Annotated in this window: 18 protein-coding genes; 15 read left to right on the top strand and 3 right to left on the bottom strand. The window is 74.0% G+C overall.

Annotation, left to right across the window (positions count from 1 at the left end; all coding sequences use genetic code 11):
- Position 1: 1 nt before the first annotated feature.
- The 11 genes from AC5L30_RS01785 (at position 2) to AC5L30_RS01835 (ending at position 10,180) form a co-directional block, all read left to right on the top strand.
- A complete protein-coding gene (locus tag AC5L30_RS01785) occupies positions 2 to 400 on the top strand; it encodes a 6-pyruvoyl trahydropterin synthase family protein (protein ID WP_494864795.1) in 399 nt (132 codons plus the stop codon).
- Positions 397 to 1,443: a glycosyltransferase family 4 protein gene (locus AC5L30_RS01790; protein ID WP_494864796.1), complete on the top strand. Its 1,047-nt coding sequence runs from the start codon at positions 397 to 399 to the stop codon at positions 1,441 to 1,443. The genes AC5L30_RS01785 and AC5L30_RS01790 overlap by 4 nt, the downstream gene beginning before the upstream one ends.
- Entirely contained in the window at positions 1,440 to 2,258 is an 819-nt protein-coding gene (locus tag AC5L30_RS01795) for a class I SAM-dependent methyltransferase (RefSeq protein ID WP_494864797.1), read from the top strand. Before AC5L30_RS01790 ends, AC5L30_RS01795 begins: the two co-directional genes overlap by 4 nt.
- A gap of 67 nt (positions 2,259 to 2,325) precedes the next feature.
- On the top strand, positions 2,326 to 3,264 hold the full coding sequence (locus AC5L30_RS01800; protein ID WP_494864798.1) for a lysylphosphatidylglycerol synthase transmembrane domain-containing protein: 939 nt from the start codon (positions 2,326 to 2,328) through the stop codon (positions 3,262 to 3,264).
- 59 nt (positions 3,265 to 3,323) lie between these two features.
- Entirely contained in the window at positions 3,324 to 4,016 is a 693-nt protein-coding gene (locus AC5L30_RS01805; RefSeq protein ID WP_494864800.1) for a GTP cyclohydrolase II, read from the top strand.
- Complete coding sequence (locus AC5L30_RS01810) at positions 4,013 to 4,771, top strand: RibD family protein (protein ID WP_494864801.1); 759 nt, start codon at positions 4,013 to 4,015, stop codon at positions 4,769 to 4,771. Before AC5L30_RS01805 ends, AC5L30_RS01810 begins: the two co-directional genes overlap by 4 nt.
- 90 nt (positions 4,772 to 4,861) lie before the next feature.
- Positions 4,862 to 5,404, top strand: a complete 543-nt coding sequence (locus AC5L30_RS01815) for a DinB family protein (protein WP_494864803.1) — start codon at positions 4,862 to 4,864, stop codon at positions 5,402 to 5,404.
- A 42-nt stretch (positions 5,405 to 5,446) separates the two neighbouring features.
- Positions 5,447 to 6,259: a TetR/AcrR family transcriptional regulator gene (locus AC5L30_RS01820; RefSeq protein ID WP_494864805.1), complete on the top strand. Its 813-nt coding sequence runs from the start codon at positions 5,447 to 5,449 to the stop codon at positions 6,257 to 6,259.
- Positions 6,260 to 6,269: 10 nt separating this feature from the next.
- Entirely contained in the window at positions 6,270 to 6,728 is a 459-nt protein-coding gene (locus tag AC5L30_RS01825; RefSeq protein WP_494864807.1) for a GNAT family N-acetyltransferase, read from the top strand.
- Positions 6,729 to 6,831: 103 nt separating this feature from the next.
- Complete coding sequence (locus tag AC5L30_RS01830) at positions 6,832 to 9,570, top strand: Hsp70 family protein (RefSeq protein WP_494864809.1); 2,739 nt, start codon at positions 6,832 to 6,834, stop codon at positions 9,568 to 9,570.
- A 37-nt stretch (positions 9,571 to 9,607) separates the two neighbouring features.
- A complete protein-coding gene (locus AC5L30_RS01835) occupies positions 9,608 to 10,180 on the top strand; it encodes a nucleosidase (RefSeq protein ID WP_494864811.1) in 573 nt (190 codons plus the stop codon).
- Positions 10,181 to 10,182: 2 nt separating this feature from the next.
- Here AC5L30_RS01835 and AC5L30_RS01840 read toward each other — a convergent pair whose 3' ends face one another.
- Positions 10,183 to 11,367 carry a low temperature requirement protein A gene (locus tag AC5L30_RS01840; protein ID WP_494864813.1) on the bottom strand — a complete coding sequence of 395 codons (1,185 nt, stop codon included), beginning with the start codon at positions 11,365 to 11,367 and terminating at the stop codon, positions 10,183 to 10,185.
- Between the two features lie 172 nt (positions 11,368 to 11,539).
- Between AC5L30_RS01840 and AC5L30_RS01845 the strand changes: the two genes are divergently transcribed.
- The 4 genes from AC5L30_RS01845 to AC5L30_RS01860 all read left to right on the top strand — a co-directional run bounded on the left by AC5L30_RS01845 (position 11,540) and on the right by AC5L30_RS01860 (position 18,193).
- Positions 11,540 to 12,391, top strand: coding sequence for a S1 family peptidase (locus AC5L30_RS01845; protein ID WP_494864815.1), 852 nt, complete (start codon positions 11,540 to 11,542; stop codon positions 12,389 to 12,391).
- 94 nt (positions 12,392 to 12,485) lie between these two features.
- On the top strand, positions 12,486 to 13,508 hold the full coding sequence (locus tag AC5L30_RS01850) for a sugar kinase (protein WP_494864816.1): 1,023 nt from the start codon (positions 12,486 to 12,488) through the stop codon (positions 13,506 to 13,508).
- Between the two features lie 67 nt (positions 13,509 to 13,575).
- A complete protein-coding gene (locus tag AC5L30_RS01855) occupies positions 13,576 to 14,193 on the top strand; it encodes a bifunctional 4-hydroxy-2-oxoglutarate aldolase/2-dehydro-3-deoxy-phosphogluconate aldolase (RefSeq protein ID WP_494864818.1) in 618 nt (205 codons plus the stop codon).
- Between the two features lie 286 nt (positions 14,194 to 14,479).
- On the top strand, positions 14,480 to 18,193 hold the full coding sequence (locus AC5L30_RS01860) for a S8 family serine peptidase (protein WP_494864820.1): 3,714 nt from the start codon (positions 14,480 to 14,482) through the stop codon (positions 18,191 to 18,193).
- Positions 18,194 to 18,290: 97 nt separating this feature from the next.
- Here AC5L30_RS01860 and AC5L30_RS01865 read toward each other — a convergent pair whose 3' ends face one another.
- Complete coding sequence (locus AC5L30_RS01865; RefSeq protein WP_494864822.1) at positions 18,291 to 18,848, bottom strand: GNAT family N-acetyltransferase; 558 nt, start codon at positions 18,846 to 18,848, stop codon at positions 18,291 to 18,293.
- Positions 18,838 to 20,856: a penicillin acylase family protein gene (locus AC5L30_RS01870; protein ID WP_494865306.1), complete on the bottom strand. Its 2,019-nt coding sequence runs from the start codon at positions 20,854 to 20,856 to the stop codon at positions 18,838 to 18,840. Before AC5L30_RS01870 ends, AC5L30_RS01865 begins: the two co-directional genes overlap by 11 nt.
- Positions 20,857 to 20,925 lie beyond the last annotated feature (69 nt).

The following is a 20,925-nucleotide window of genomic DNA, read 5'->3' on the forward strand; positions in this document are numbered from 1 at the left end:
AGTGTTCAGCGTGACCGTTCGGGACCACATGATGATTGCCCACAGTTTCCGAGGCGAGGTGTTCGGGCCCGCCCAACGCCTGCACGGCGCGACATTCGTGGTGGACGCGACGTTCCGCCGGCCCGACCTGGACGCCGACGGGATCGTGGTGGACATCGGCCTGGCCACCGAGCAGCTGCGGGCCGTGCTGGGCGAGCTGACCTACCGCAACCTCGACGACGAGGCGGCCTTCGCCGGGATGAACACCACCACGGAGGTGCTGGCCCGGACGATCGCGGACCGCCTGGTCGAGCGGGTGCACGCCGGTGAGCTGGGCGCGGGGGCGCGCGACCTGACCGGCATCACGGTCACCCTGCACGAGTCGCACATCGCCTGGGCGAGCTACGAGCGGTCGCTGTGACCGATGCGGGCCGGGCGGTGCACGTCGTCCTGCCCGGTGACATCGACGACCCGACCACACCCAGCGGCGGTAACTCCTACGACCGGCGGATCTGCGACGGGCTCGTCGAGCGCGGCTGGTCGGTGCACGAGCACCCGGTGCCGGGCGCGTGGCCGCACCCCGACCCGGCCGACCGGGCGAGGCTGGGTGGGGTGCTCGCCGCCGCGCCGGACGACGCCGTGGTGCTGATCGACGGCCTGATCGCCTCGACCGTGCCGGACCTGCTCGGCCCGCACGCCCGTCGGCTGCGCCTGGTGGTCCTGGTGCACCTGCCGCTGGACGACGAGCGGGAGGCCCGCGCGCTGGCCACCGCCCGGGCCGTCGTCACCACCAGCCTGTGGACCCGCCAGGCCCTGCTGGCGCGTCACCCGGCGCTCGCCGACCGGATCCGGGCCGCGCCGCCCGGGGTGCGGCCCGCGCCGCCCGCAGCCGGCTCGGCGGCCGGCGACCGGTTGCTCTGCGTCGCGGCGGTCACTCACCACAAGGGGTACGACGTGCTCTTCGACGCGTTGGCCACGCTGGTCGGCCGGCCCTGGACGATGGTCTGTGCGGGCACGCTGGCCCGGGAACCGGACCTCGTGCACCGGCTGCGCGACCGGTTGACCGGAGCGGGCCTCACCGAGCGGGTGCGGCTGGCCGGCCCGCTGACCGGCGCGGCGTTGGACGATGCCTACGCCGCCGCCGATCTGCTGGTGCTGCCGTCGAGGGGCGAGACGTACGGCATGGTCGTCACCGAGGCGCTGGCCCGCGGCCTGCCGGTGTTGACCACCGAGGTGGGCGGGCTGCCGGAGGCGCTCGGCCACGCGCCCGGCGGCGACCGCCCGGGACTGCTGGTCCCGCCCGGCGACCCGGCGGCGCTGGCCGCCGCGCTGATCCGCTGGCTGGACGACGACGCGCTGCGCGCCCGGCTGCGGCGTGCCGCTCTCGCCCGGCGCGACACCCTGACCGACTGGCCAGTGACCACCGCGCTGCTGGCCGGCGTGCTGAAGGAGGTGGCGGAATGACCGTCGAGGAGACCCTGCCGTTCGCCGACTGGCTGCGGTTGCGTGAGCCGGCCGACGCGGCGGCGCGCGCCGAGGACCTGCTGGACGCCGTTCGAGCCCGGCTGACCGGGGACGCCCCGACGGTGATCCACGACCTGGGCAGCGGCACCGGCTCGATGAGCCGTTGGCTGGCCTCCCGGCTGCCCGGACCACAGCACTGGGTGCTGCACGACCGGGACGCCGACCTGCTGGCCCGCGCCGCCGAGGGCATGACCGGGGTGACCGCCGCCGACGGGGCCCCGGTCACCGTGCGCACCCGCTGCGGCGACCTCACCCGGCTGACCGCCGCCGACCTCGCCGACGGTTGCCTGGTCACCGCGTCTGCGCTGCTGGACATGCTCACCGCGGATGAGATCGAACGGGTGGTGACCGCCTGCGTCGGCCGGCCCGCCCTGTTCGCCATCTCGGTGACCGGTCGGGTCCGGTTCACCCCGACCGACCCGCTCGACGAGGCGGTCGAAGCAGCATTCAACGACCACCAGCGGCGTACCGTCGAGGGCCGGCGGCTGCTCGGCCCGGATGCCGTCGCCGCCACCGCCGCCGCGTTCACCCGGCGCGGCATCGACGTGCGGGAACGGCGCAGCCCGTGGCGTCTCGGCCCGGAGCAGGCCGACCTGGCCGCCGAGTGGTTCCGCGGGTGGCTCGGGGCGGCCTGCGAACAGCGCCCCGACCTGGCCGGTCCCGCCCAGGCGTACGCCCGCCGTCGGTTGGCCGACGCGGCGGCCGGCCGACTCACCGTGCTGGTCGAACACACTGACCTCCTCGCCGGTGGATGAACCGTTCACGCCCTGGGTACGTGCACTAGGGCAAGTGGACGATCTTCAAAGGGGAGGGCCGGCGCCGATGTTCTGGGCCTGGGCACGAGTGGTCGGCGGGGTGGGTCTGCTCGCCGTCCTGCTGTGGCAGGTGGGCAGCGGCCCGTTCCTCGCCGGAGTACGACTGATCGACGCGCCGGCGTTGGCTGCGGCGCTGGTCATCGGGGTGCTCACCACGGTCTGCGCGGCGTGGCGGTGGAGCCTGGTCGCCGGCGGCCTCGGCGTACGCCTGCCACTGGCGACCGCGGTGGCGCACTGCTACCGGGCCGTGTTCCTCAACGCCACCCTGCCCGGCGGGATGCTCGGCGACGTGCACCGGGCGGTACGCCACGGCCGCGACGCCGGTGACGTCAGCCGGGGCATCCGCGCGGTGGTCTGGGAGCGTACCGCCGGGCAGGTGGTGCTGCTCGGGGTCGCGCTGGTGGTGCTCGCGGCCTTCCCGTCGCCGGTTCGGCCGTACCTGCCGGTCGCCGCCGCGCTGCTCGTCGCCGGCGGACTGGTCGCCGTGCTACTGGCCCGGGTCCTTCCCAACGGCGGCGAGTCGCGCTGGGCGACGGCACTGCGTACCGCCGTGGCGGACGTGCGGTCGGGGCTGCTGGCCCGGCGCACCTGGTTCGGTGTGCTGGTCGCCTCGGCCGTGATGGTCGCCGGTCACCTGGCCACCTTCCTGGTGGCGGCGCGCACCGCCGGGTCGGACGCCCCGCTGTCCCGACTGCTGCCGTTGACGCTGCTCGCCCTGCTCGCCATGGGGCTGCCGTTGAACGTGGCCGGCTTCGGGCCGCGCGAGGGGGTGGCGGCGTGGGTGTTCGGCGCGGCTGGCCTCAGCGCGGCCGAGGGTGTCGCCACCGCCACCGTCTACGGTGCCCTGGTGTTGGTGGCCAGCCTGCCCGGCGCCGCCGTGCTGCTGGCCCGTCGACGTCGAATTCCGGTCGCCGCCCGGGAAGCCGCCTCCGGCGGCGGCTGTTGAAGTCGGTTGTGAGACGGTACACGTCGCCGGACGGCGGTGACGCCGGACGAAGGAGTCCCATGCCCGAAGCATTGCCGGTTGCCACGATCCGCACACAGGTCACGGTGCCGCTGGCGTTTCCCGATGGCTACACCACGACCGCCCGGGTCTTCACCTTCAAGGGCCTGGTGGACGGTCGGGAGCACCTGGCCCTCGGCCTCGGCGACTGGGCGGGCGCTTTGGACCGGCTCGCCACCGGGGGAGAGGCCCCGCTGGTCCGTCCGCACAGCGAGTGCCTGACCGGCGACGTGTTCGGCAGTCAACGCTGCGACTGCGGGCCGCAACTGCGCGAGGCGGTGCAGCGGATCGCCGAGACCGGAGGTTTCCTGCTCTACCTCCGCCAGGAGGGCCGGGGCATCGGCCTGTACGCCAAACTGGACGCGTACGCGTTGCAGGACGCCGGGTTGGACACCTACCAGGCCAACGTCGCGCTGGGCCGGGGCGAGGACGAGCGGGACTACACCGCCGCCGCGCAGATGCTGGTCACGTTGGGCGTGCCCCGCATCCGACTGCTGAGCAGCAACCCGGACAAGTCCGAGCAGTTGACCCGGTTGGGCGTGGAGGTGGCCGAACGGGTGCTCACCAGCGTCTTCCTCTCGCCGGCCAACGCGGACTACCTGGCGGCGAAGGCGGCCAAGGCGGCGGAGGTCGAGGCAGCCGAGGCGGCGGACGTGCTCGCGGGTCGTACTCCTGAGCGGCCCCTTACCCGATGAGTTGGCGGCCGGAACCGACGCGGCCGTACGTGCTGCTGAGCTGTGCCGCTTCCATTGACGGCTACATCGACGACGCCTCCGAGCAGCGGTTACTGCTGTCCAACGAGGAGGACCTGGACCGGGTCGACGCGGTCCGGGCCAGCTGCGATGCCATCCTGGTCGGCGCCGGCACCGTCCGACGTGACGACCCTCGGTTGCTGGTGCGCTCCCCGAGCCGCCGGGCCGAACGGGTGGCAGCCGGTCGACCCGCCTCGCCCACCAAGGTCACCCTGACCGCCCAGGGTGACCTCGACCCGACGGCCCGCTTCTTCACCGCCGGTGATCCGGCCCGGCTCGTCTACTGCGCCACCGGTGCGCTGGAGAAGACCCGGGAACGGGTCGGCCAACTGGCCACCGTGATCGACGCGGGTGAGCCCGTCGACCCGGGCTGGCTGCTGACCGACCTGGCCGGGCGGGGCGTACAGCGGTTGATGGTGGAGGGCGGCGGGACGGTGCACGCCCAGTTCCTCGCCGCCGGTCTCGCCGACGAACTGCACCTGGTGGTCGCCCCGTTCTTTGTCGGCGACGGCCGGGCGCCCCGGTTCGTCGGCGAGGGCCGCTTCCCCTGGCACCCGGGTCGCCGCGCCCGCCTGGCCGAGGCCCGCCAGATCGGCGACGTGGTCCTGCTCCGCTACGCCCTCTCCACCCGCTGCCCCGCCGACCCTGCTGCCGCCGACCGTGCCGCCGCCGACCTCGCCGGCCGCTCGGGAGGGTGACGGGACGCACCGAGCCGCGGAGCAGTGGTCACGAGCCATCGAGTGGTTATTCTGTCGACGGCGGCGCCGGCGCCCCGACAGAATCTGCGGATGTCCGTAGCTCCTTTTGCCCTCCTGCGCTGGCAGTTCGACCTGACGTGGTCGCTGTTCGAGTACCACCTTGAGCGACTCGACCCCGCGGACTTCCACTGGGAGCCGGCCACCCACTGCTGGTCGGTGCGGCAGAGCACGGACGGCACCTGGACCCCGGACTGGGCCGACACCGAACCCGACCCGATCCCGGTGCCGACGATCGGCTGGCTCACCTGGCACATCGGCTGGTGGTGGACCGTGACGATGGACCATCTGCGGGGTGGATCAGCGCGGCAACGGACGGCCGTTGCCTGGCCGGGCTCGGGCGAGCCGACTGTCGCCTGGCTGCGTGGCCTGCGCACCGAATGGCTGGGTCTGCTCGACCAGCTCAGCGCCAGCGATCTCGATCGCGCCGCGACGTTCCCCTGGCCGGACCAGACCGACCACACCGTCACGCACACGATCGGTTGGGTCAACTCCGAGCTGATGAAGAACGTCGCGGAGATCGGTCAGCTGCGGCTGCTTCGCGCCGCACGGACCGATCGGGACGCTCGACCGTAGTAGTTTCGACACACGGGGTGCCGTGACGAAACTGGAGGCGGCGTGCTCAGTGTCCGGTGTGTCGAGTGCGAGGCGGAACTGCCCGGCGGCTCCGGCCGGGGACGCCCGCGCCGCTACTGCTCTCGGCGCTGCCAGGCCCGCGCGTACCGCAGGCGTCGCGAGCACGGTCCCACCAGCACGCCGCGTCGGGTGCCGGAACTGCCCGCGCCGGCCGGCGGCGATCCGCGCCACCGGTTGGTCAGCCTCGCGGTCGAGCTGGCCGACTCCGGCGGCCTGGACGCCGTCTCCATGCGGGTCCTCGCCCAACACGCCGCCGTGCCCGCCCACGCCGTGTACCGGCACGTCCGCAACCGGGCCGACCTCCTCGCCGCGATGGCCGAGCAGATCACCGCCACCCGCGCCTTCGGCACCGGGCCACTACCGCGTGATCCACGCCAACGGCTCGAACGGCTGGCGGGGGACGAGTGGGCGATGTACCGCCGCCACCCCTGGCTGCTGGCCGTCCTCGCCACCGACCGGCCGCCGACCGGGCCGGCGGTCCTCGCCATGGTCGACCGGGTGGTGGCGGCGTTCAGCAGCGCCGGGTACGACCCGGCCGAGGCGTTCCGCGCCTACCTGGTGCTCAGCGGCTACGTCCAGGGCATGGCCCTGCTCATCCGGCGCGATCCGGCCGACACCACCTACCACGCCTGGTGGTCGGCGACCCGCACCCGGCTGGAGCGGACCGGCCGTACCCGGGAGCGACCCTGGCTGGCCGCGGCCGGGCAGAGCACACCCGACACCGACCTCGACCTCTGGTTCCAGTTCGGCCTGCGCGGGCTGCTCGACGGCCTGTTACGCGGCCCCGCTCGGTAGGGTGGCCGACGTGCCGCGACTGGTGAAAATCACTCCAGACAATGTGGAGGCCGCGTGCCGGGTGAGCGTGCGGCCCGACCAGGAGAAGTTCTCGTCTCCGGTTGCCTGGTCCCTCGCCGAGGCGTACGCCCAGCCCGAGATCGCGTGGCCGCGTCTGATCGTTGACGACGACCAGATCGTCGGCTTCCTGATGGGCTTCTTCGACATCGTGTGGGATCCGGCCCAGCCGGACGACCTGCGCTCGGGGCTGTGGCGGCTGAACATCGCCGCCGAGCACCAGGGCCGGGGGTACGGGCGCTTCGCCGTGCAGGCCGTCCGCGACGAGGCCCGTCGACGTGGGCACGACCGCGTCTACACGACGTGGCACCCGGGCCCGGACGGCCCGGAGCAGTTCTACCTGAAGCTCGGCTTCCAGCTGACCGGTGAGACCAGCGGGGACGAGGTGGTGGGCGTCCACTCCACCCACTGACCGGACGCCACCGACCACCTCCGGACCGAGTGATCAGCAGTGCGGCGGGGCCTGCGTACGATGCGGGGTCGAGTTCCCCTCGTCGCGGCGGAGGTATCGGGCAATGGCAGGCCAGCACGAGGGTTTCGCGCTCGGCGTCGACCTCGGCACGTCCAACACGGTCGCGGTGCTGCGCTGGCCCGACGGGCGGACCCGTCCGCTGCTGATGGACGGCCAACCGCTCAGTCCGTCCGCCGTCTACGCCGACCCGGACGGCACCCTGCACACCGGCTGGGACGCCCGACGGTTGGCGCAGGCCGACCCGGCCCGGTTCGAGGCGAACCCGAAGCGTCGGGTGGACGAGCCGACCGTGCGGCTCGGCGACCGCGCGTACCCACCGGCCGATCTGCTCGCCGCGGTGCTGGCGGCGGTCGCGCGGGCCGCGGTGGGCGCGGTGGGTTTCCTGCCGCCGGCCGTGGTCACCTGCCCGGCCGCCTGGGACGCGACACGACGGCAGGTCCTCGCGGACGCGCTGCTGCGGGCGGGCTGGCCGCAGGCGGCCGAGCACACCCTCGCCGGGCCGACGCCGCCGGGCACCCGGCTGCTGCGGGAGCCGGTGGCCGCCGCCCGCTACTACACGCAGGTGCTGCACCGTCCGGTGCCGGTCGGCGAGGCGATCGCGGTGTTCGACTTCGGTGGCGGGACGCTCGACGTCGCGGTGCTGCGCAACGAGGGTGCGGACCCCTGGGGTGACTCCGGCTTCAGCGTGGTCGCCGACGGTGGCCTGCCCGACCTGGGTGGCCTGGACCTCGACGCCGCGCTGGTGCGGCGCGTCGGTGAGTTGGTTGGCGAGCGGCACGCCGCGCAGTGGGCCCGGCTCATGAGGCCGGCGGATCCGGCGCAGCGCCGCGACCAGGTCCGGCTCTGGGACGAGGTACGAGGCGCGAAGGAGACCCTGTCCCGGTCTGCTGTCGCCCCGGTCGCGGTGCCGGGGGTGGCCGAGACGATCCAGCTGACCCGGGCGGACGTCGAGCGGGTGGCCACACCGCTGCTGCGTCGGGCGGTGCAGCGGGCCCGGGAGGTGATCGCCGCCGCCGGCCTCAGCCCCGATCAGCTCACCGGGCTGTTTCTGGTGGGCGGGTCGTCGCGGATCCCGCTGGTGGCCCGGATGCTGCACGCCGAGCTGGGGATCGCGCCGACGGTGCTGGACCAGCCGGAGTTACCGGTGGCCGAGGGTGCCCTGACCGACCTGCCGCTGCGGAAGGCGCTACCCGCCCCGGCGTACGCGGGACCGTCACTCGCGCCGCCCGCGCCGAGCCCCGGTAGCTCGCCCCCGCCGGGCCTTGCGGGCTCGCCCGCACCGAGTCCGGTGAGCCGGCCCGCGCCGGCCGGAGCCGCCGCGCCGGTCGTACCGTCGCAGCCCTGGCCGGGGCCGACCCCGCCGGCCGGTCCGCCCCCCGGGCCGGGCCTGGCCGGCGCCACCCCGACCCCGCCGGGCGGCGGGACCCGCTGGCGGCGGGCGCGCTGGGTGGTGCTCGGCGCGGTGCTGGCCCTGGCCGGGGTGGCCACCGCGGCGACGCTCTACCTGATCCGGGACCGCTACCCGGATCTGGAGTTCGCCTCGCTGCACGAGCTGTCCCGGCCGTCGGCCGGCGCCGAGCATCCGGCCGACATGTGGACGGCGGTGCTCGACGACCGGGCCTACCTCGCGTTCCCGCTGCCGGACGACCGGCTGGAGGTGGTGGCCGTCGACGCCAGCACCGGCGACCAGTTGTGGCGCAAGCCGACCGACGTGCGGGCCGACGACTGGGGGGCGATCATCGCCATCCCCGGGGCGGTCGCGGTCCTCGCCGACGCACCGGGCGACAGCACCCCCCGACCGCTGGCCGTCCTCGACGGGCGTAGCGGCGAGCAGCGCTGGCAGCGCGTTCTCCGTGGTGACGACGACGTCTACTTCGCCGACGACACGGCGGTGCTGGTGGACCGGGCCGCGGACGAACTGGTCGGCCTGCGCCTGACCGACGGCTCGGCGAAGTGGACCCAACCCAACCCCCGCGGCCAGTACGCCGGTGGCCGTACCGTGGTCCGGCCGGTCGGCACCGACGCGGCGGCGGGCGGGCCGGCCTTCCTCGACGGCACGCCCCGCAACCCGTGGACGAGCAAGGGTCGGCGACTGGTCCAGGTGGGTGCGGACCGGTCGGTGCGGCTGCTCGACATGGCATCCGGCGCGGTGCTGCGCCAGTGGGGCAGCGTCGCCGACGTCGACGACCTGGTGGTCGCCCACGAGGACCGCCTGTACGTGGCCGCCAACGAGGGTGGTTACCAGCTGCTCGCGTACGACCTGGGTTCCGACGCCGAGCCGGTGGTGCTGCACCGGTCCGGGAACGACGAGTACCGCCCGAAGGAGCTGGTGGCCTGCGGTGAGCGGCGGGCGTGCCTGTTGCAGGTGCCGAACAATGACGTCGCGCGCACCGAGGTGGTGGCGGCCACCGAGGGTGAGCGCATGATCAGCTGGTCTGCGCCGGGGGTGACCGGCCTGGTTGCGTTGGGCGAGCAGGTGCTGGCTCAGCGGGAGTTCCCCGAGCCGACCGTCACCGTCTTCGACGCCGCCGGCAAGCCGGTGCTGCGGGACCGGGGCGGGGTGGCGGTCCGCCTGGACGCGGGCAACCTGCTGGTCTTCGCCAAGGCGCACAGCACGGTCGCCGACAACCGGGTGCTGGCCGGGGTGTGGGCCGAGTCCGGGGAGGTCGACGAGTTGGGTGAGCTGAAGGACGTGCGCAGCTCGTCCTGCTCGTGGAACACCCACGTGATCGCCTGTGGCGCGGAGAAGGACTTCGTGCTGTACCGCTTCACCGACGACTGACGTCCACGGCCCTCCGGCCGGCTCGTACGATGCTCCGGTGAATCTTCGAGGTACGGTCCGCGCCGATCGTCCGTTGGTGGTGCTCGCCGTCGGGGAGGAGGCCCGCTACCTGCCGCCCGAGCTGCCGGTCCTGCTCACCGGCATGGGCAAGGTGAACGCCGCCAGCGCGGTGGCCGCGGTGCTGGCCGCCGGGCCACGCCCCACCCTGCTGCTCAACCTGGGCACGGCCGGCGCGTTGCGCCCGGGGTTGGTGGGCATCCACGAGGTGGCCACCGTGCTCCAGCACGACCTGGACACCGACCTGCTGCGCACGCTGACCGGTGAGACCTACGGGGCGCCGCTGTCGCTGGCCGCCGAGGGCGCGGTGCTGGCCACCGGTGACACCTTCGTGGCCGACGACGCGGAGCGGGACCGGTTGGCGCAGCGCGCCGACCTGGTCGACATGGAGGGGTACGCGGTGGCCTGGGCCGCCGCGCAGGCCGGCGTGCCGTGCCGGCTGGTCAAGCAGGTCAGCGACGAGGCGGGGGAGGGCGCGGCCCGGACCTGGCAGGAGTCGGTGGACGCGTGCGCCCGGGACCTCGCCGAGTGGGCCGGCCGACACCTCGCCTGAGGTCAGTAGTCGGATCGCCGCACGTCCAGCCCCGGCCTGGTCTCCCGGTCGGCGCCCGGGGGGATCAGGACGTGACCGGCCAGCCCGAGCGCCACGACGGCGGTGACCAGCAGTGGTGGCCAGCCGCCGGCCCACGGCAGCACCAGCAGTGGCGTGAGCTGCCAGGCCACTCGCCGCCACGGCACGGCCCAGGACACCAGCAGGGCGAACAGGACGCGGCCGAGGACGAACAGCGCCGGGCCGCCGATGATCAGCATGAGCCACCGGGTCGGCGTCGTTCCGGTCGGATGTTCGACGACTATCTCGAACGAGGCCGCCGTGGCGACCACACCGGCCAGCAGCACCAGATGGCTGTACGGAGCCAGCCGCGCCGGCCGGCCCCTGTTGGACCCGGCAGCCTGCAACAACTCGCCGGCGCGGAAGGCGTAGATCTGCCAGAGCAGCAGCATGGTGGCGAACCCGCAGAGCAGGGCGGCGAGCCGGAGCGAGTCGAGCCCGCTCCGGCTGACCTGCAGGGTCGGCAACAGGATGATGTCGCCGAGGGCCAGGATGACGAACTGCTGGTACCTCTCGCCCAGGTGCTCGGTGATCCGCGTGTACTGGGCGATGGGCACCTGGCCCAGCCGGGGCGTGGGGTAGCGGGCCGCCGAGGCGACCAGGTCGATCGTGATGGCGACGGTCCAGAGCCCCCAATTCGGAGATTCTGACAGCGCGCCGGTGACCCAGAAGACGCCGGACACCGTGAACCAGAAGAGGAACCGGGTGGCCCGCTCCCGGGCCGTCTGGTGCCCCTGCCGGTGCAGGGCGGCGACCAGGATGATGCAGCGAATCAGGTGCGTGCCGACGTACGAGATCACGAAGAGCAGCAGGTGCGAGATGGTGACCATCGGCAGAGCCACCGCCATCCCCACCGAACCGACCATGGCGATCATCAGGATGGCCTGGATCGGGCGTCGCTGCGGGTCGTAGAACTCGGTCGTGGTCGCGGTGAGCGACCAGGTCCACCAGATGGCTGTCAACATCAGCAGCACCTTGGCGGTGCCGGACCAGGTGTGCTCCTCGGTCAACAGTGTCGACGTCAGCGCGAGGGCGGCCACGAAGACCACGTCGAAGAGCAACTCCAGCAGCGTGGCCCGGGTCGACCCCTCCAGCCGGCGTACCAGCGCCGCATTCCCTTCGGTGGTCATGCCCGGCCTCCCGCCGCATCTCCCGAGGAATTATCGGCGGCCCCGCCACGGGCCGTCCCCGGATCGGCGATTCCCGCCGGTCGGGGAAGAGAGCGGCCGGAGGTTGCCACGGCGTCGGACACCGGGCGATGCTTGACGGCATCCATCAATCTCGATCTCTTCGGAGGTTCGGATGCGCCGCTCCCCGCTGGCCGCCCTCGTCCTGACCATCCTGCTGCTCGTCGCCCCCGGCGCGGCGCAGGCCGCCGTCCCCGACCGGGCCGCCGACCCGGCGGCCACGCTGACCGGGGTACGCACCCCGGGCACCGCCTGGGGTCTCGACCCCGCCACCGGCCGGATGACCCTCACCGTCGACGACACCGTGGCCCCCGGCGAGCTGGCCGCACTGCGGGCGGTGACCGACCGGGCCGGCGTGCTGCTGCGCCGCGAACCCGGAACGCTGCGCCCCCTGATCGCCGGCGGGCAGGGCATCTACGGCGGCGGTGGCGCACGCTGCTCGCTCGGCGCGAACGCGCGCAGCGGCAGCACCTACTACGTGATCACCGCTGGGCACTGCACCACCGCCGCCGCCACCTGGTACGCCGACAGCGCCCGGACCACAGTGCTCGGCACCCGCACCGCCACCAGCTACCCCACCAACGACTACGGGCTGATCCGCTACACCGGTCCGATCGCCCACCCGAGCGCGGTCTACACCTACCCCGGCCTGCTGACCATCAACGGCCCCGGCAACGCGTACATCGGTCAGGCGGTGTGCCGCAGCGGTAGCACCACCGGGGTGCGCTGCGGCACCGTCACCGGGCTCAACCAGACCGTCAACTACGCCACCGGCGTGATCTACGGCCTGATCCGTACCAACATCTGCGCCGAGCCAGGGGACAGCGGCGGACCGCTCTACGTGGCCTCCACCGGTAGGATCCTCGGCATCCTCTCCGGCGGCACCGGCAACTGCACCGCCGGCGGCACCACCTACTACCAGCCGATCGCGGAGGTGCTGGCCGCGTACGGGCTGACGTTGCCCTGAGCGTCGAGGTGTGACGTGCGACGGGTTGCCCGTCCCGCGCGGGACACCTAGGCTCGGCGACGCCCAGCACCCCCGCCGCGAGGACGTGTGCCCGATGCCGACCCCCCGACCTGACCAGGCGAGCGTCCCGGCCAACCTTCCGTCGGTCGAGGTGGCGGCGGTGGGGGAGACGATGGTGGTGCTCTGCCCCGCGCCGGGTGAGCCGCTGGAGCATGCCGAGCGGGTCGCCGTGTCGGTCGGTGGCGCGGAGTCCAACGTGGCCGGTTACCTGGCCCGCCTGGGACACCGGACGAGCTGGGTGAGCCGGGTCGGCGACGACCCCTTCGGTCGGGCCGTCATCCGGCACGTCGCCGCCGCCGGCGTCCGCGTCGACCAGGTGTGCGTGGACCCGGGCGCCCCCACCGGCCTGTACGTCAAGGACCCGGGCCCGGAGGGTACGGCCGTGCACTACTACCGGGCCGGGTCGGCGGCCGCCCGGATGGACCCCGCCACGCTGGCCGACCCGGCGCTGGCCGGTGCCCGGGTGCTGCACCTGTCCGGGATCACCCCGGCGCTCTCCGCCTCCTGCCGAGCGCTGGTCGAGCACGCGGTGACCGACCGACCGCTGGCGCGGGCGTTGGTCAGCTTCGACGTCAACCACCGGGCCCGGCTGTGGCCCGCCGAGCAGGCCGCGCCGGTGCTGCGCGACCTCGCCAACCGCTGCGACCTCGTCTTCGTCGGGCAGGACGAGGCGGAGACCCTCTGGGGCGCCACCGACCCGGCGGCCGTACGCGAGCTGTTGCCCGCTCCGGAGACGGTGGTGGTCAAGGACGGCGCGGTGGGCGCCACCGCACTGGTCCGCGACGCCGAACCGGTCTTCGTGCCCGCTCCCCGGGTGACGGTGGTGGAGCCGGTCGGCGCCGGAGACGCCTTCGCCGCCGGCTACCTGGCCGGGCTGCTACGCGACCTCGACCCCGTGCGGCGGTTGCGCCTCGGCCACCTCGTCGCGGCGCAGGCGTTGACCAGCAGCGGCGACAACGCCCCCGTCCCGCCGTGGGCCTGGTTCGAGACACTCGTCGACGCCCCCGCCGACGCCTGGTCGCCGCTCGACCTGACCGACCTGGGGGCGACGACCTGAGTCCGGCCGTCGGGTTGCGACCCGGCCAGCAGCAACAGTTTCACCGCGACCTCGGATGGAGTGCACCATGACCACACCGGACTTCGACCACATCTTCGGCGGCGCTCGGGTGATGGCGATCCTGCGCGGCCTGCCGGTCGCCGAGACCGTTCGGCTCGCCGAGCGTGCCTGGGACCTCGGCATCGACGTGGTGGAGGTTCCGGTGGCCACCGCCGACGCGGTGCCGGCGCTGCGGGCCGCCGTCGAGGCGGGGGCCGAGCGCGACCGGATCGTCGGTGCCGGCACCGTGCTCGACGTCGAACAGGTCGCCGCGGCGGCCGACGCGGGCGCCCGGTTCACCGTCGCGCCCGGCCTGGACCTCGCGGTCGCCGACGCCGCCGCCGCGCGTGGTCTGCCGCACCTGCCCGGCGTGGCCACCCCCACGGAGGCCCAGCAGGCGTTGCGGCACGGTCTCACCTGGCTCAAGGCGTTCCCCGCGGTCTCCCTCGGGCCGGCCTGGTTCAAGGCCGTGGCCGGCCCACTGCCGCAGTTGCGCTTCGTCGCGACCGGCGGCCTCGACGCCGGCAACGCGGGAGCGTTCCTGCAAGCGGGCGTACGCGTGGTGGCCGTCGGCTCCGCCCTCTCCGACCCCACCCAACTAGACGCCCTGGCCAACCTAACCACCCTCAAGCCGCTGACAAGCTGACCCCTCCCGCGCCCCCAACCGCCCGCCCCGCTCCCGCCCTCTTGTGCGCCGTCGATCATGGAGTTGTGGTGGGGTCCGAAAGGCAAATTCGGCCTGATTCCGGGCACCACAACTCCATGATCGACGGGCCCGAGGCGGGACGAGGGCGGGGCGTGGGCCGCGGGGGTGTGGGGGCGGGTGGCGGGGTTGCGCCATGGCGTAAGTGCGTCGGGGTGCAGGGCGGGTGTGGGGCGGGGCTTGCGTCGATGCTGTGGTGCGTACCACTTCTCGACACAAAGAGGTCATCTTGGCTCTGTCTCACCGGCGCCGCCGATCCGGGCTGATCGCCCTCGGCGCCGCCCTCACCCTGGCGGCCGGGTTCACCCCACCCGGCGCGGGAGCGTCCGCCGCCCCGCCGAGCAATCCCGACCGCCCGGCGGGCCAACCCCCGGCCGCCGCCGGACGCGCGTCCACCGTCACCCTGATCACCGGTGACAGGGTCACGGTCACCACCGCGGCGGACGGCAGCACGGTGTCGACCGTGCGCCGGCCGGACGGCAGCACCCCGAGCGTCCACCGCACGGTGCGCGACGGCGACACCTACGTCTACCCGGACGCCGCGCTGTCCTATGTGACCAGTGGCGTGCTGGACCGCCAACTGTTCAACGTCACCGACCTCATCGCCGACGGCTACGACGACGCGCACACCGACGCGCTTCCGCTGATCGTCACGATGACCGACGCGGCGGCCCGTAACCGCACCCGCCCCGCCGTCGACGGCGCCGAACTGGTCCGCCCGTTGGACAGCGTGCAGGGCGCGGCGCTGACCCGCCAGCGCGCCGCCGCCGACCGGTTCTGGACCGCGCTGACCGCCGGCTCGACCCGCCGTACCGGCGACGCCCCGACCCTGGCCAACGGCATCGCGAAGGTCTGGTTGGACGGCCGGGTGCACGCGGACCTGGCCGAGTCCACCGCGCAGATCGGCGCGCCGAAGCTGTGGGCCGAGGGGAACACCGCTGCCGGTGTCGACGTCGCGGTGCTCGACTCGGGGGCGGACGCCGAACACCCGGACCTGGTCGGCCAGATCGCCGAGTCCAGCAGTTTCGTGCCCGAAGAGCCCGACATCCTCGACTACAAGGGCCACGGCACGCACGTCGCCTCGACGATCGCCGGCACCGGCGCCGCGTCCGGTGGCGCCGAGCGGGGCGTCGCCCCCGGCGCCCGGCTGCACATCGGCAAGGTGCTCAACAGCGAGGGCAGCGGACAGAACTCGTGGATCATCGCCGGCATGGAGTGGGCGGCCCGCGAGCAGAAGGCCCGGGTGGTCAGCATGAGCCTGGGCGGTGAGGCCACCGACGGCAGCGACCCGATGAGCCAGGCGGTCGACCGACTCAGCGCCGAGACCGGCGCCCTCTTCGTGATCGCCGGCGGCAACAGCGGGCCGGCCAGCATCGGCAGCCCGGGCGCCGCCGACTCCGCGCTCACCGTGGGGGCCGTCGACAACACCGACCACCTCGCCGACTTCTCCAGCCAGGGCCCACGCGCCGGCGACGGCGGGCTCAAGCCCGAGATCACCGCCCCCGGCGTGGACATCCTGGCGGCCCGCTCCCACCTCGTGCGGGGCGGCTCCGGGGACTACACGCTGATGAGTGGCACGTCGATGGCCACCCCACACGTGGCCGGCACGGCCGCGCTGGTCGCCGCCGCGCACCCGGACTGGACCGGTCAGCGGATCAAGGAAGCGCTGGTCAGCACGGTCAAGGCCACCCCCGAGTACACCCCGTACCAGGCGGGTGCCGGCCGGGTGGACGCGGTCGCCGCCGCGCACGCCACCGTCTTCGCCACCCCGAGCGCCTACTCCGGCTTCCAGGCGTGGCCGCAGCAGCCGGGCATGACCGTCGACCGTACGGTCACCTACACCAACGTGGGCAGCGCACCGGTCGCTCTGAAGCTTGCCCTCGACGCGGCCACCGCGCCGGCCGGCCTGTTCGCGCTCTCCGCCGACCGGGTCACCGTGCCCGCGGGCGGCACCGCCACCGTGACGGTGACCGCCGCGTACGACAAACTGCCGGTGGAGAAGCAGGTCAGCGGCATGATCGTCGCCACCGACGACGCCGGTACGGTACGCGGTCGCACCCTGATCGGGGCCGGCAAGGAGGGCCAGCGGCAGAACCTGACGCTGGTCGCCAAGGACCGCGACGGCAAGCCGCTCGTCGGCAAGGTCATCCTCACCGCCGACACCCTGTTCACCGCCGTGGACCTGCCCGAGAGCGGCACCGCCACGCTGCGGCTGCCGGTGGCGAGCTGGAACGGTTGGATCTCCGCCGACGTGCGCGGCGTGCACGGCCCGCACTCCAAGGGCATGGCGATGCTCAGCTTCACCGATGTGAACCTGGACCGCGACCGCACCGTCACCCTGGACGCGCGCGCCGCCCGACAGGTCCAGGCCCGGGTGCCGCAGGAGGCCACCGCCAGCGCGCTGCGGATGGACATCCACCGGTCCACGAAGAACGGTCTCACCGAGAGTCAGGTGCTGCCCGACGACTCGTACGACAGCATGTGGGCGTTGCCGACGAGCCGTCCGGTGACCGACGGCGAGTTCGAGTTCGGCGCCCGGTGGCGGCTGGAGCAGCCGGCCCTGACCGTCTCGGCGGGCGGACGCTCGTACGACGATCTGTTGGTGAAGCGGGCGACCCCGGCGCTGCCGGCCGGTCGTCGCCAACTGGACGCGGTCTACGTCGCCGACGCGTCGGCGGCGGGGCTGGCCAAGCGGCCGGTCCGGGACCGGGCCGTGGTGGTGCGCCGCAGTGACAGTGTGGACATCGCCACCCAGGCGCAGGCCGTCGCGGCGGCCGGAGCCAAGCTGCTGCTCGTGGTGAACGACGGCGTCGGTCGGCTCCAGCCCTGGGACGAGGCGCCGTGGAGCCCGGAGAGCCCGGCCCCGGTGACCGTGGCCACGCTCGGCGCCGACGAGGGTGGGCAGCTCATCGCCGCGCTGGAGCGCGGCGCGGTGCGGCTCACCGTCGAGTCGCACCCGGAGACCAGCTACCTGTACGACGTGGCGCACCACTGGACCGGCACGGTGCCGGCCGACCCCACCTACCGGCCCACCAAGCGGCAGTTGGCCCGGGTCGACGTGGAGTTCCGCAACTACCGGCAGGGCAAGGCGCTGGAGTTCCGCACCGACGTCTGGCGCGGCTGGGCGTCGAGCAACCAGGAACCGGCCCCGGCGCAGGGCCGGCGTACCGACTGGGTGAGCGCCGACCAGCGGTGGATCGACGACGCGTTCATCGCCGGCGAGACCGGTCAGCACCTCCAGGCGGTGACCACCTACCCGGCCGGCAAGCCGAGCAGCGTCGAGTGGTTCGGGCCGATCCAGCGACCCCGGATGGGCGGGAGCTACGTGCCGGTCCGGTACCTGGACACCGTCTACCTGCCGGCGCCCGGTTGGGGCGACGGGGGCGGGCACATCGGTGAGGCGTACGCGAACTTCGACATGGTCAACCGGACCACCCTCTACCAGGGTGACAAGGAGCTGGACTGGGGCAACGCCGAGTACCTGCAGGTCTCCGGGCTGGCGCAGCAGCGGTTGCCGTACCGGCTGGTGGTGGAGAACGATCGGGCCGCCTGGACCAACCCGTACTCCCGGCAGACCCGCACCGAGTGGGGCTTCCACTCGGCGGTCACCGGGGAGGAGTCGGCCGAGGCGCTCCCGATGATCCAGCTGGACTACCAGGTGGCCATCGACTCCGCCGGCACGGCGTCGCGGCGGGCACCGCTGACCGTGGTCGCCTCCCACCTGCCCGACGTCACGGGCACGATCGGCGCGGTGACCGTCGAGGTGTCCTACGACGACGGGGCGACCTGGCAGAAGCAGCGGTTGACCCGGCACGGCGACGGCTGGCGTACCTCGTTGGCCGCACCGGCGAAGGCCGGCTTCGTGAGCCTGCGCACCACCGCGCGGGACACCGCCGGCAACACCGTGAGCCAGCGCATCAACCGGGCGTTCGGCCTGCGCTGACGGTGAGCCTGGCCGCTGCCGGGGTGCCTCGCGCACCCCGGCGGCGGCCGGTGCCGTGCCAATCGTCAGCCGTTGGCGGTCGGTGCTGTGCCGGCCGTCAGCCCGTTGTCGCCGGTCGGTCGAGGAAGAGCAGGCGGGCCTGCTTGTCCGGCAGGTCGATCAGCGGCCCGAGCCGGAACCCGGTGCGCAGCAATCGGTTGACGGCCCGGGCGTTGCGGGCGTCGGGCTCCATCACGACCCGCAGCCGGCGCGGATCGGCGAGGACGAAGCCGAGGATCGCGTCGAACAGCGCGCCGGTGAACCCGCGCTGGACCGTCACCGGTGGCCCGATGAGCAGGTGGACGCCGATGTCACCGGGGCGTACGTGGTAGCACTCGCCGACCGGGTCGGCCTCGGGCTGGTACGTCTGGGCCAGCGCGACCGGCACGCCGTCCCGGTGCACCAGGTACGCGTGATGGGTGCTCAGCGAGTCCAGGTACGCGTAGATCTCCCGCACCCGTTCGCGGCTCGCCTCCCGCATCCCCCAGAACCGGGCCCGATCCTGGGTGACCCACCCGTGCAGCAGGTCAACATCCTGGTCCGGTCGCACGGCGCGGATGGTGACCACCCCGAACCCGGCGACGTCGCTGCGGTAGAGCTGCTGATCAGTGTTCACTCGGCTCCTCAACGAGGCGGTCCCAGTCCGTCACCACCGGTAGCAGCTCGCCGACCAGCCAGGCGGCGCTCTGGTCGTCGTGGTGCGGGTCACCGGGCACCCCGCAGGCGCCCAGCGGGACCACCCAGCGGCTGTCCGCGCGGCGGGCCAGGTCCCAGACGAAGCGTGCCGCCGGCCCCCGGAAGCACCAGTGGGTGACCCCGGGCACGCTGGAGGTGGCCAACACGCAGTCGTGGTCACCGTCGAGCCGGGGGCCCGGCCCGGTGTCCGGGCCGGGCAGGGCCCGCCACGGCGCCAGCCGGTGCAGGTCCCCCCAGGGCACCTGCCCGGCCGCGTCACCGACCTCCTCGGCCGCCGCGCGTACCAGCGCGGTGATGTCCACACCGGGCAGCGGGGCCGCGCCGAGCAGGTGCTCCAGCGCGTAACCAACCCGTGGCGTCAGCGCCAGCCAGGGCGCGAACACCTCGGGGTACGCGGGCGGGTCGGCCAGCGTGGCCAGCGCCGGGTGGGCGGCGATCCGGCGTACGACAGCCGCCCGCAGGATGGCGTAGGCCGCCGCGTCCGTGCTGTCGGCGGCCATCCGGCGATCCCAGCGCAGCAGTCGTTCACGCAGCGCGGCGGCGGCCGGACCGAGCCCCGTCGACTCGGCGAGGACCGCCAGCAGCGGCCCGGCCGCGCCCAGGTAGGTGTCGGTGTGCACCGTGGCCATCTCGTCGGCCGTCCAGGCCGAACGGGCGTCGAGCAGCTCGGCGATGCGATGCGCCCGGTGCGGCGGGGCGAACTCCACCCCGAGTGGCGCCGCCAGCCCGCGCTCGTTGGCCATCACCGACCGACCGATCACCTCGGCGCGGGGCATCGGCGCGTACCAGCCCTGCCAGGCGTGCGCGGCGTCCCATCCGGGGACGACCCGCCGGCCGTTCTCCGGGTGCCGTACCGGCACCGCCCCGGCGACCCGGTGCAGCAGCCCGCCAGCGGTGTCCGCCGCCTGCACCACGTTGACCGGCTCCACCCAGTGCCGCAGCGCGTGGTCAACATCGGCCACGGTACGGGCGCGCAAGAGCTCCGGCAGCGTCGCGAAACCGAGGTCACCCCGGACCCGGGGCGGGTAGCGCAGGCTGAGCGCCGTCTCGTCGTCCGGCCCGCCGGCGATCACCGGACCACGGTCGGTCTCCACCACCTCGACCTCGACCGGCTCGGCCCCGGCCACCTCGATCGTCTCGACGTGGCGGTGCGCCGAACGCCAGCCGTCCGGGCCGAGTGCCTGCACCCGGGGGCCGTCGCGGCGTAGCCGCTCCGCGTACACGTCCTGGTAGTCGGCCATCGCGTTGGTGATCGCCCAGGCCACCGCACCGGTGTGCCCGAAGTGCGCGATGCCCGGCACACCCGGCACCGCCAGCCCGACCACGTCGTACTCCGGGCAGGCCAGCCGGATCTGCTGGTAGACGCCGGGATCCTCGATGAACCGGTGGGGGTCGCCGGCGAGCAGTGCGGCCCCGGTGCCGGTGCGCTCGGCGGCGAGCAGCCACCCGTTGCTACCGGCCACGGCCGGCCCATCGGTGGCGAACAGGTCGACCGCGTCCGGCCCGAGCCGCTGCGCCACGTGCTCGCGCCAGAGCTTGCCGGGGAACCCCGCGAACAGGATGTGGTGACCCAGCCACACCGCGAGTGGCGTCCACGGTTCCCACCGGCCCGGGCGCAGCCCGGTGGCGGCGAACTCCGGCGACCGGGCCGCCCCGGCGGCGAGACCGGCGTTGACGCCGTCCACGTAGGCGCCCACCCACTCGGCGGTCGCCGGGTCCAGCGCCGCGTGGCAGCGGCGTGCGGTGTCGTCGAGCCGGACCTGCCGGACGAACCGGTCCCAGCCCAGCGCTTCCGGGCCGAGGAACGCCGCGCTGGTGCCCCGGGCCCGGTGCCGTTCCACCTCGATCTGCCAGGCCCGGTCGTACGCGGTCACCCGGCCCTGCGCCGCCGCCAACGCGAGCGGGTCGGCGGCCCGCAGGTGCGGCACCCCCCACGGGTCGCGGAAACGCTGGGCGGTGCCGGGCCTACCGGTTGGCTCGCTCCGGGCGCTGCTGTG

The organism is Micromonospora sp. BQ32, assembly GCF_059358895.1.

What these genes read in the sequence shown, in the direction of transcription:
- AC5L30_RS01795 (WP_494864797.1), top strand. Translation starts at nt 1,440, where the DNA reads ATGACCGTCGAGGAGACCCTGCCGTTCGCCGACTGGCTGCGGTTGCGT.
- AC5L30_RS01800 (WP_494864798.1), top strand. Translation starts at nt 2,326, where the DNA reads ATGTTCTGGGCCTGGGCACGAGTGGTCGGCGGGGTGGGTCTGCTCGCC.
- AC5L30_RS01805 (WP_494864800.1), top strand. Translation starts at nt 3,324, where the DNA reads ATGCCCGAAGCATTGCCGGTTGCCACGATCCGCACACAGGTCACGGTG.
- AC5L30_RS01810 (WP_494864801.1), top strand. Translation starts at nt 4,013, where the DNA reads ATGAGTTGGCGGCCGGAACCGACGCGGCCGTACGTGCTGCTGAGCTGT.
- AC5L30_RS01815 (WP_494864803.1), top strand. Translation starts at nt 4,862, where the DNA reads ATGTCCGTAGCTCCTTTTGCCCTCCTGCGCTGGCAGTTCGACCTGACG.
- AC5L30_RS01830 (WP_494864809.1), top strand. Translation starts at nt 6,832, where the DNA reads ATGGCAGGCCAGCACGAGGGTTTCGCGCTCGGCGTCGACCTCGGCACG.
- AC5L30_RS01840 (WP_494864813.1), bottom strand. Translation starts at nt 11,367, where the DNA reads ATGACCACCGAAGGGAATGCGGCGCTGGTACGCCGGCTGGAGGGGTCG.
- AC5L30_RS01845 (WP_494864815.1), top strand. Translation starts at nt 11,540, where the DNA reads ATGCGCCGCTCCCCGCTGGCCGCCCTCGTCCTGACCATCCTGCTGCTC.
- AC5L30_RS01850 (WP_494864816.1), top strand. Translation starts at nt 12,486, where the DNA reads ATGCCGACCCCCCGACCTGACCAGGCGAGCGTCCCGGCCAACCTTCCG.
- AC5L30_RS01855 (WP_494864818.1), top strand. Translation starts at nt 13,576, where the DNA reads ATGACCACACCGGACTTCGACCACATCTTCGGCGGCGCTCGGGTGATG.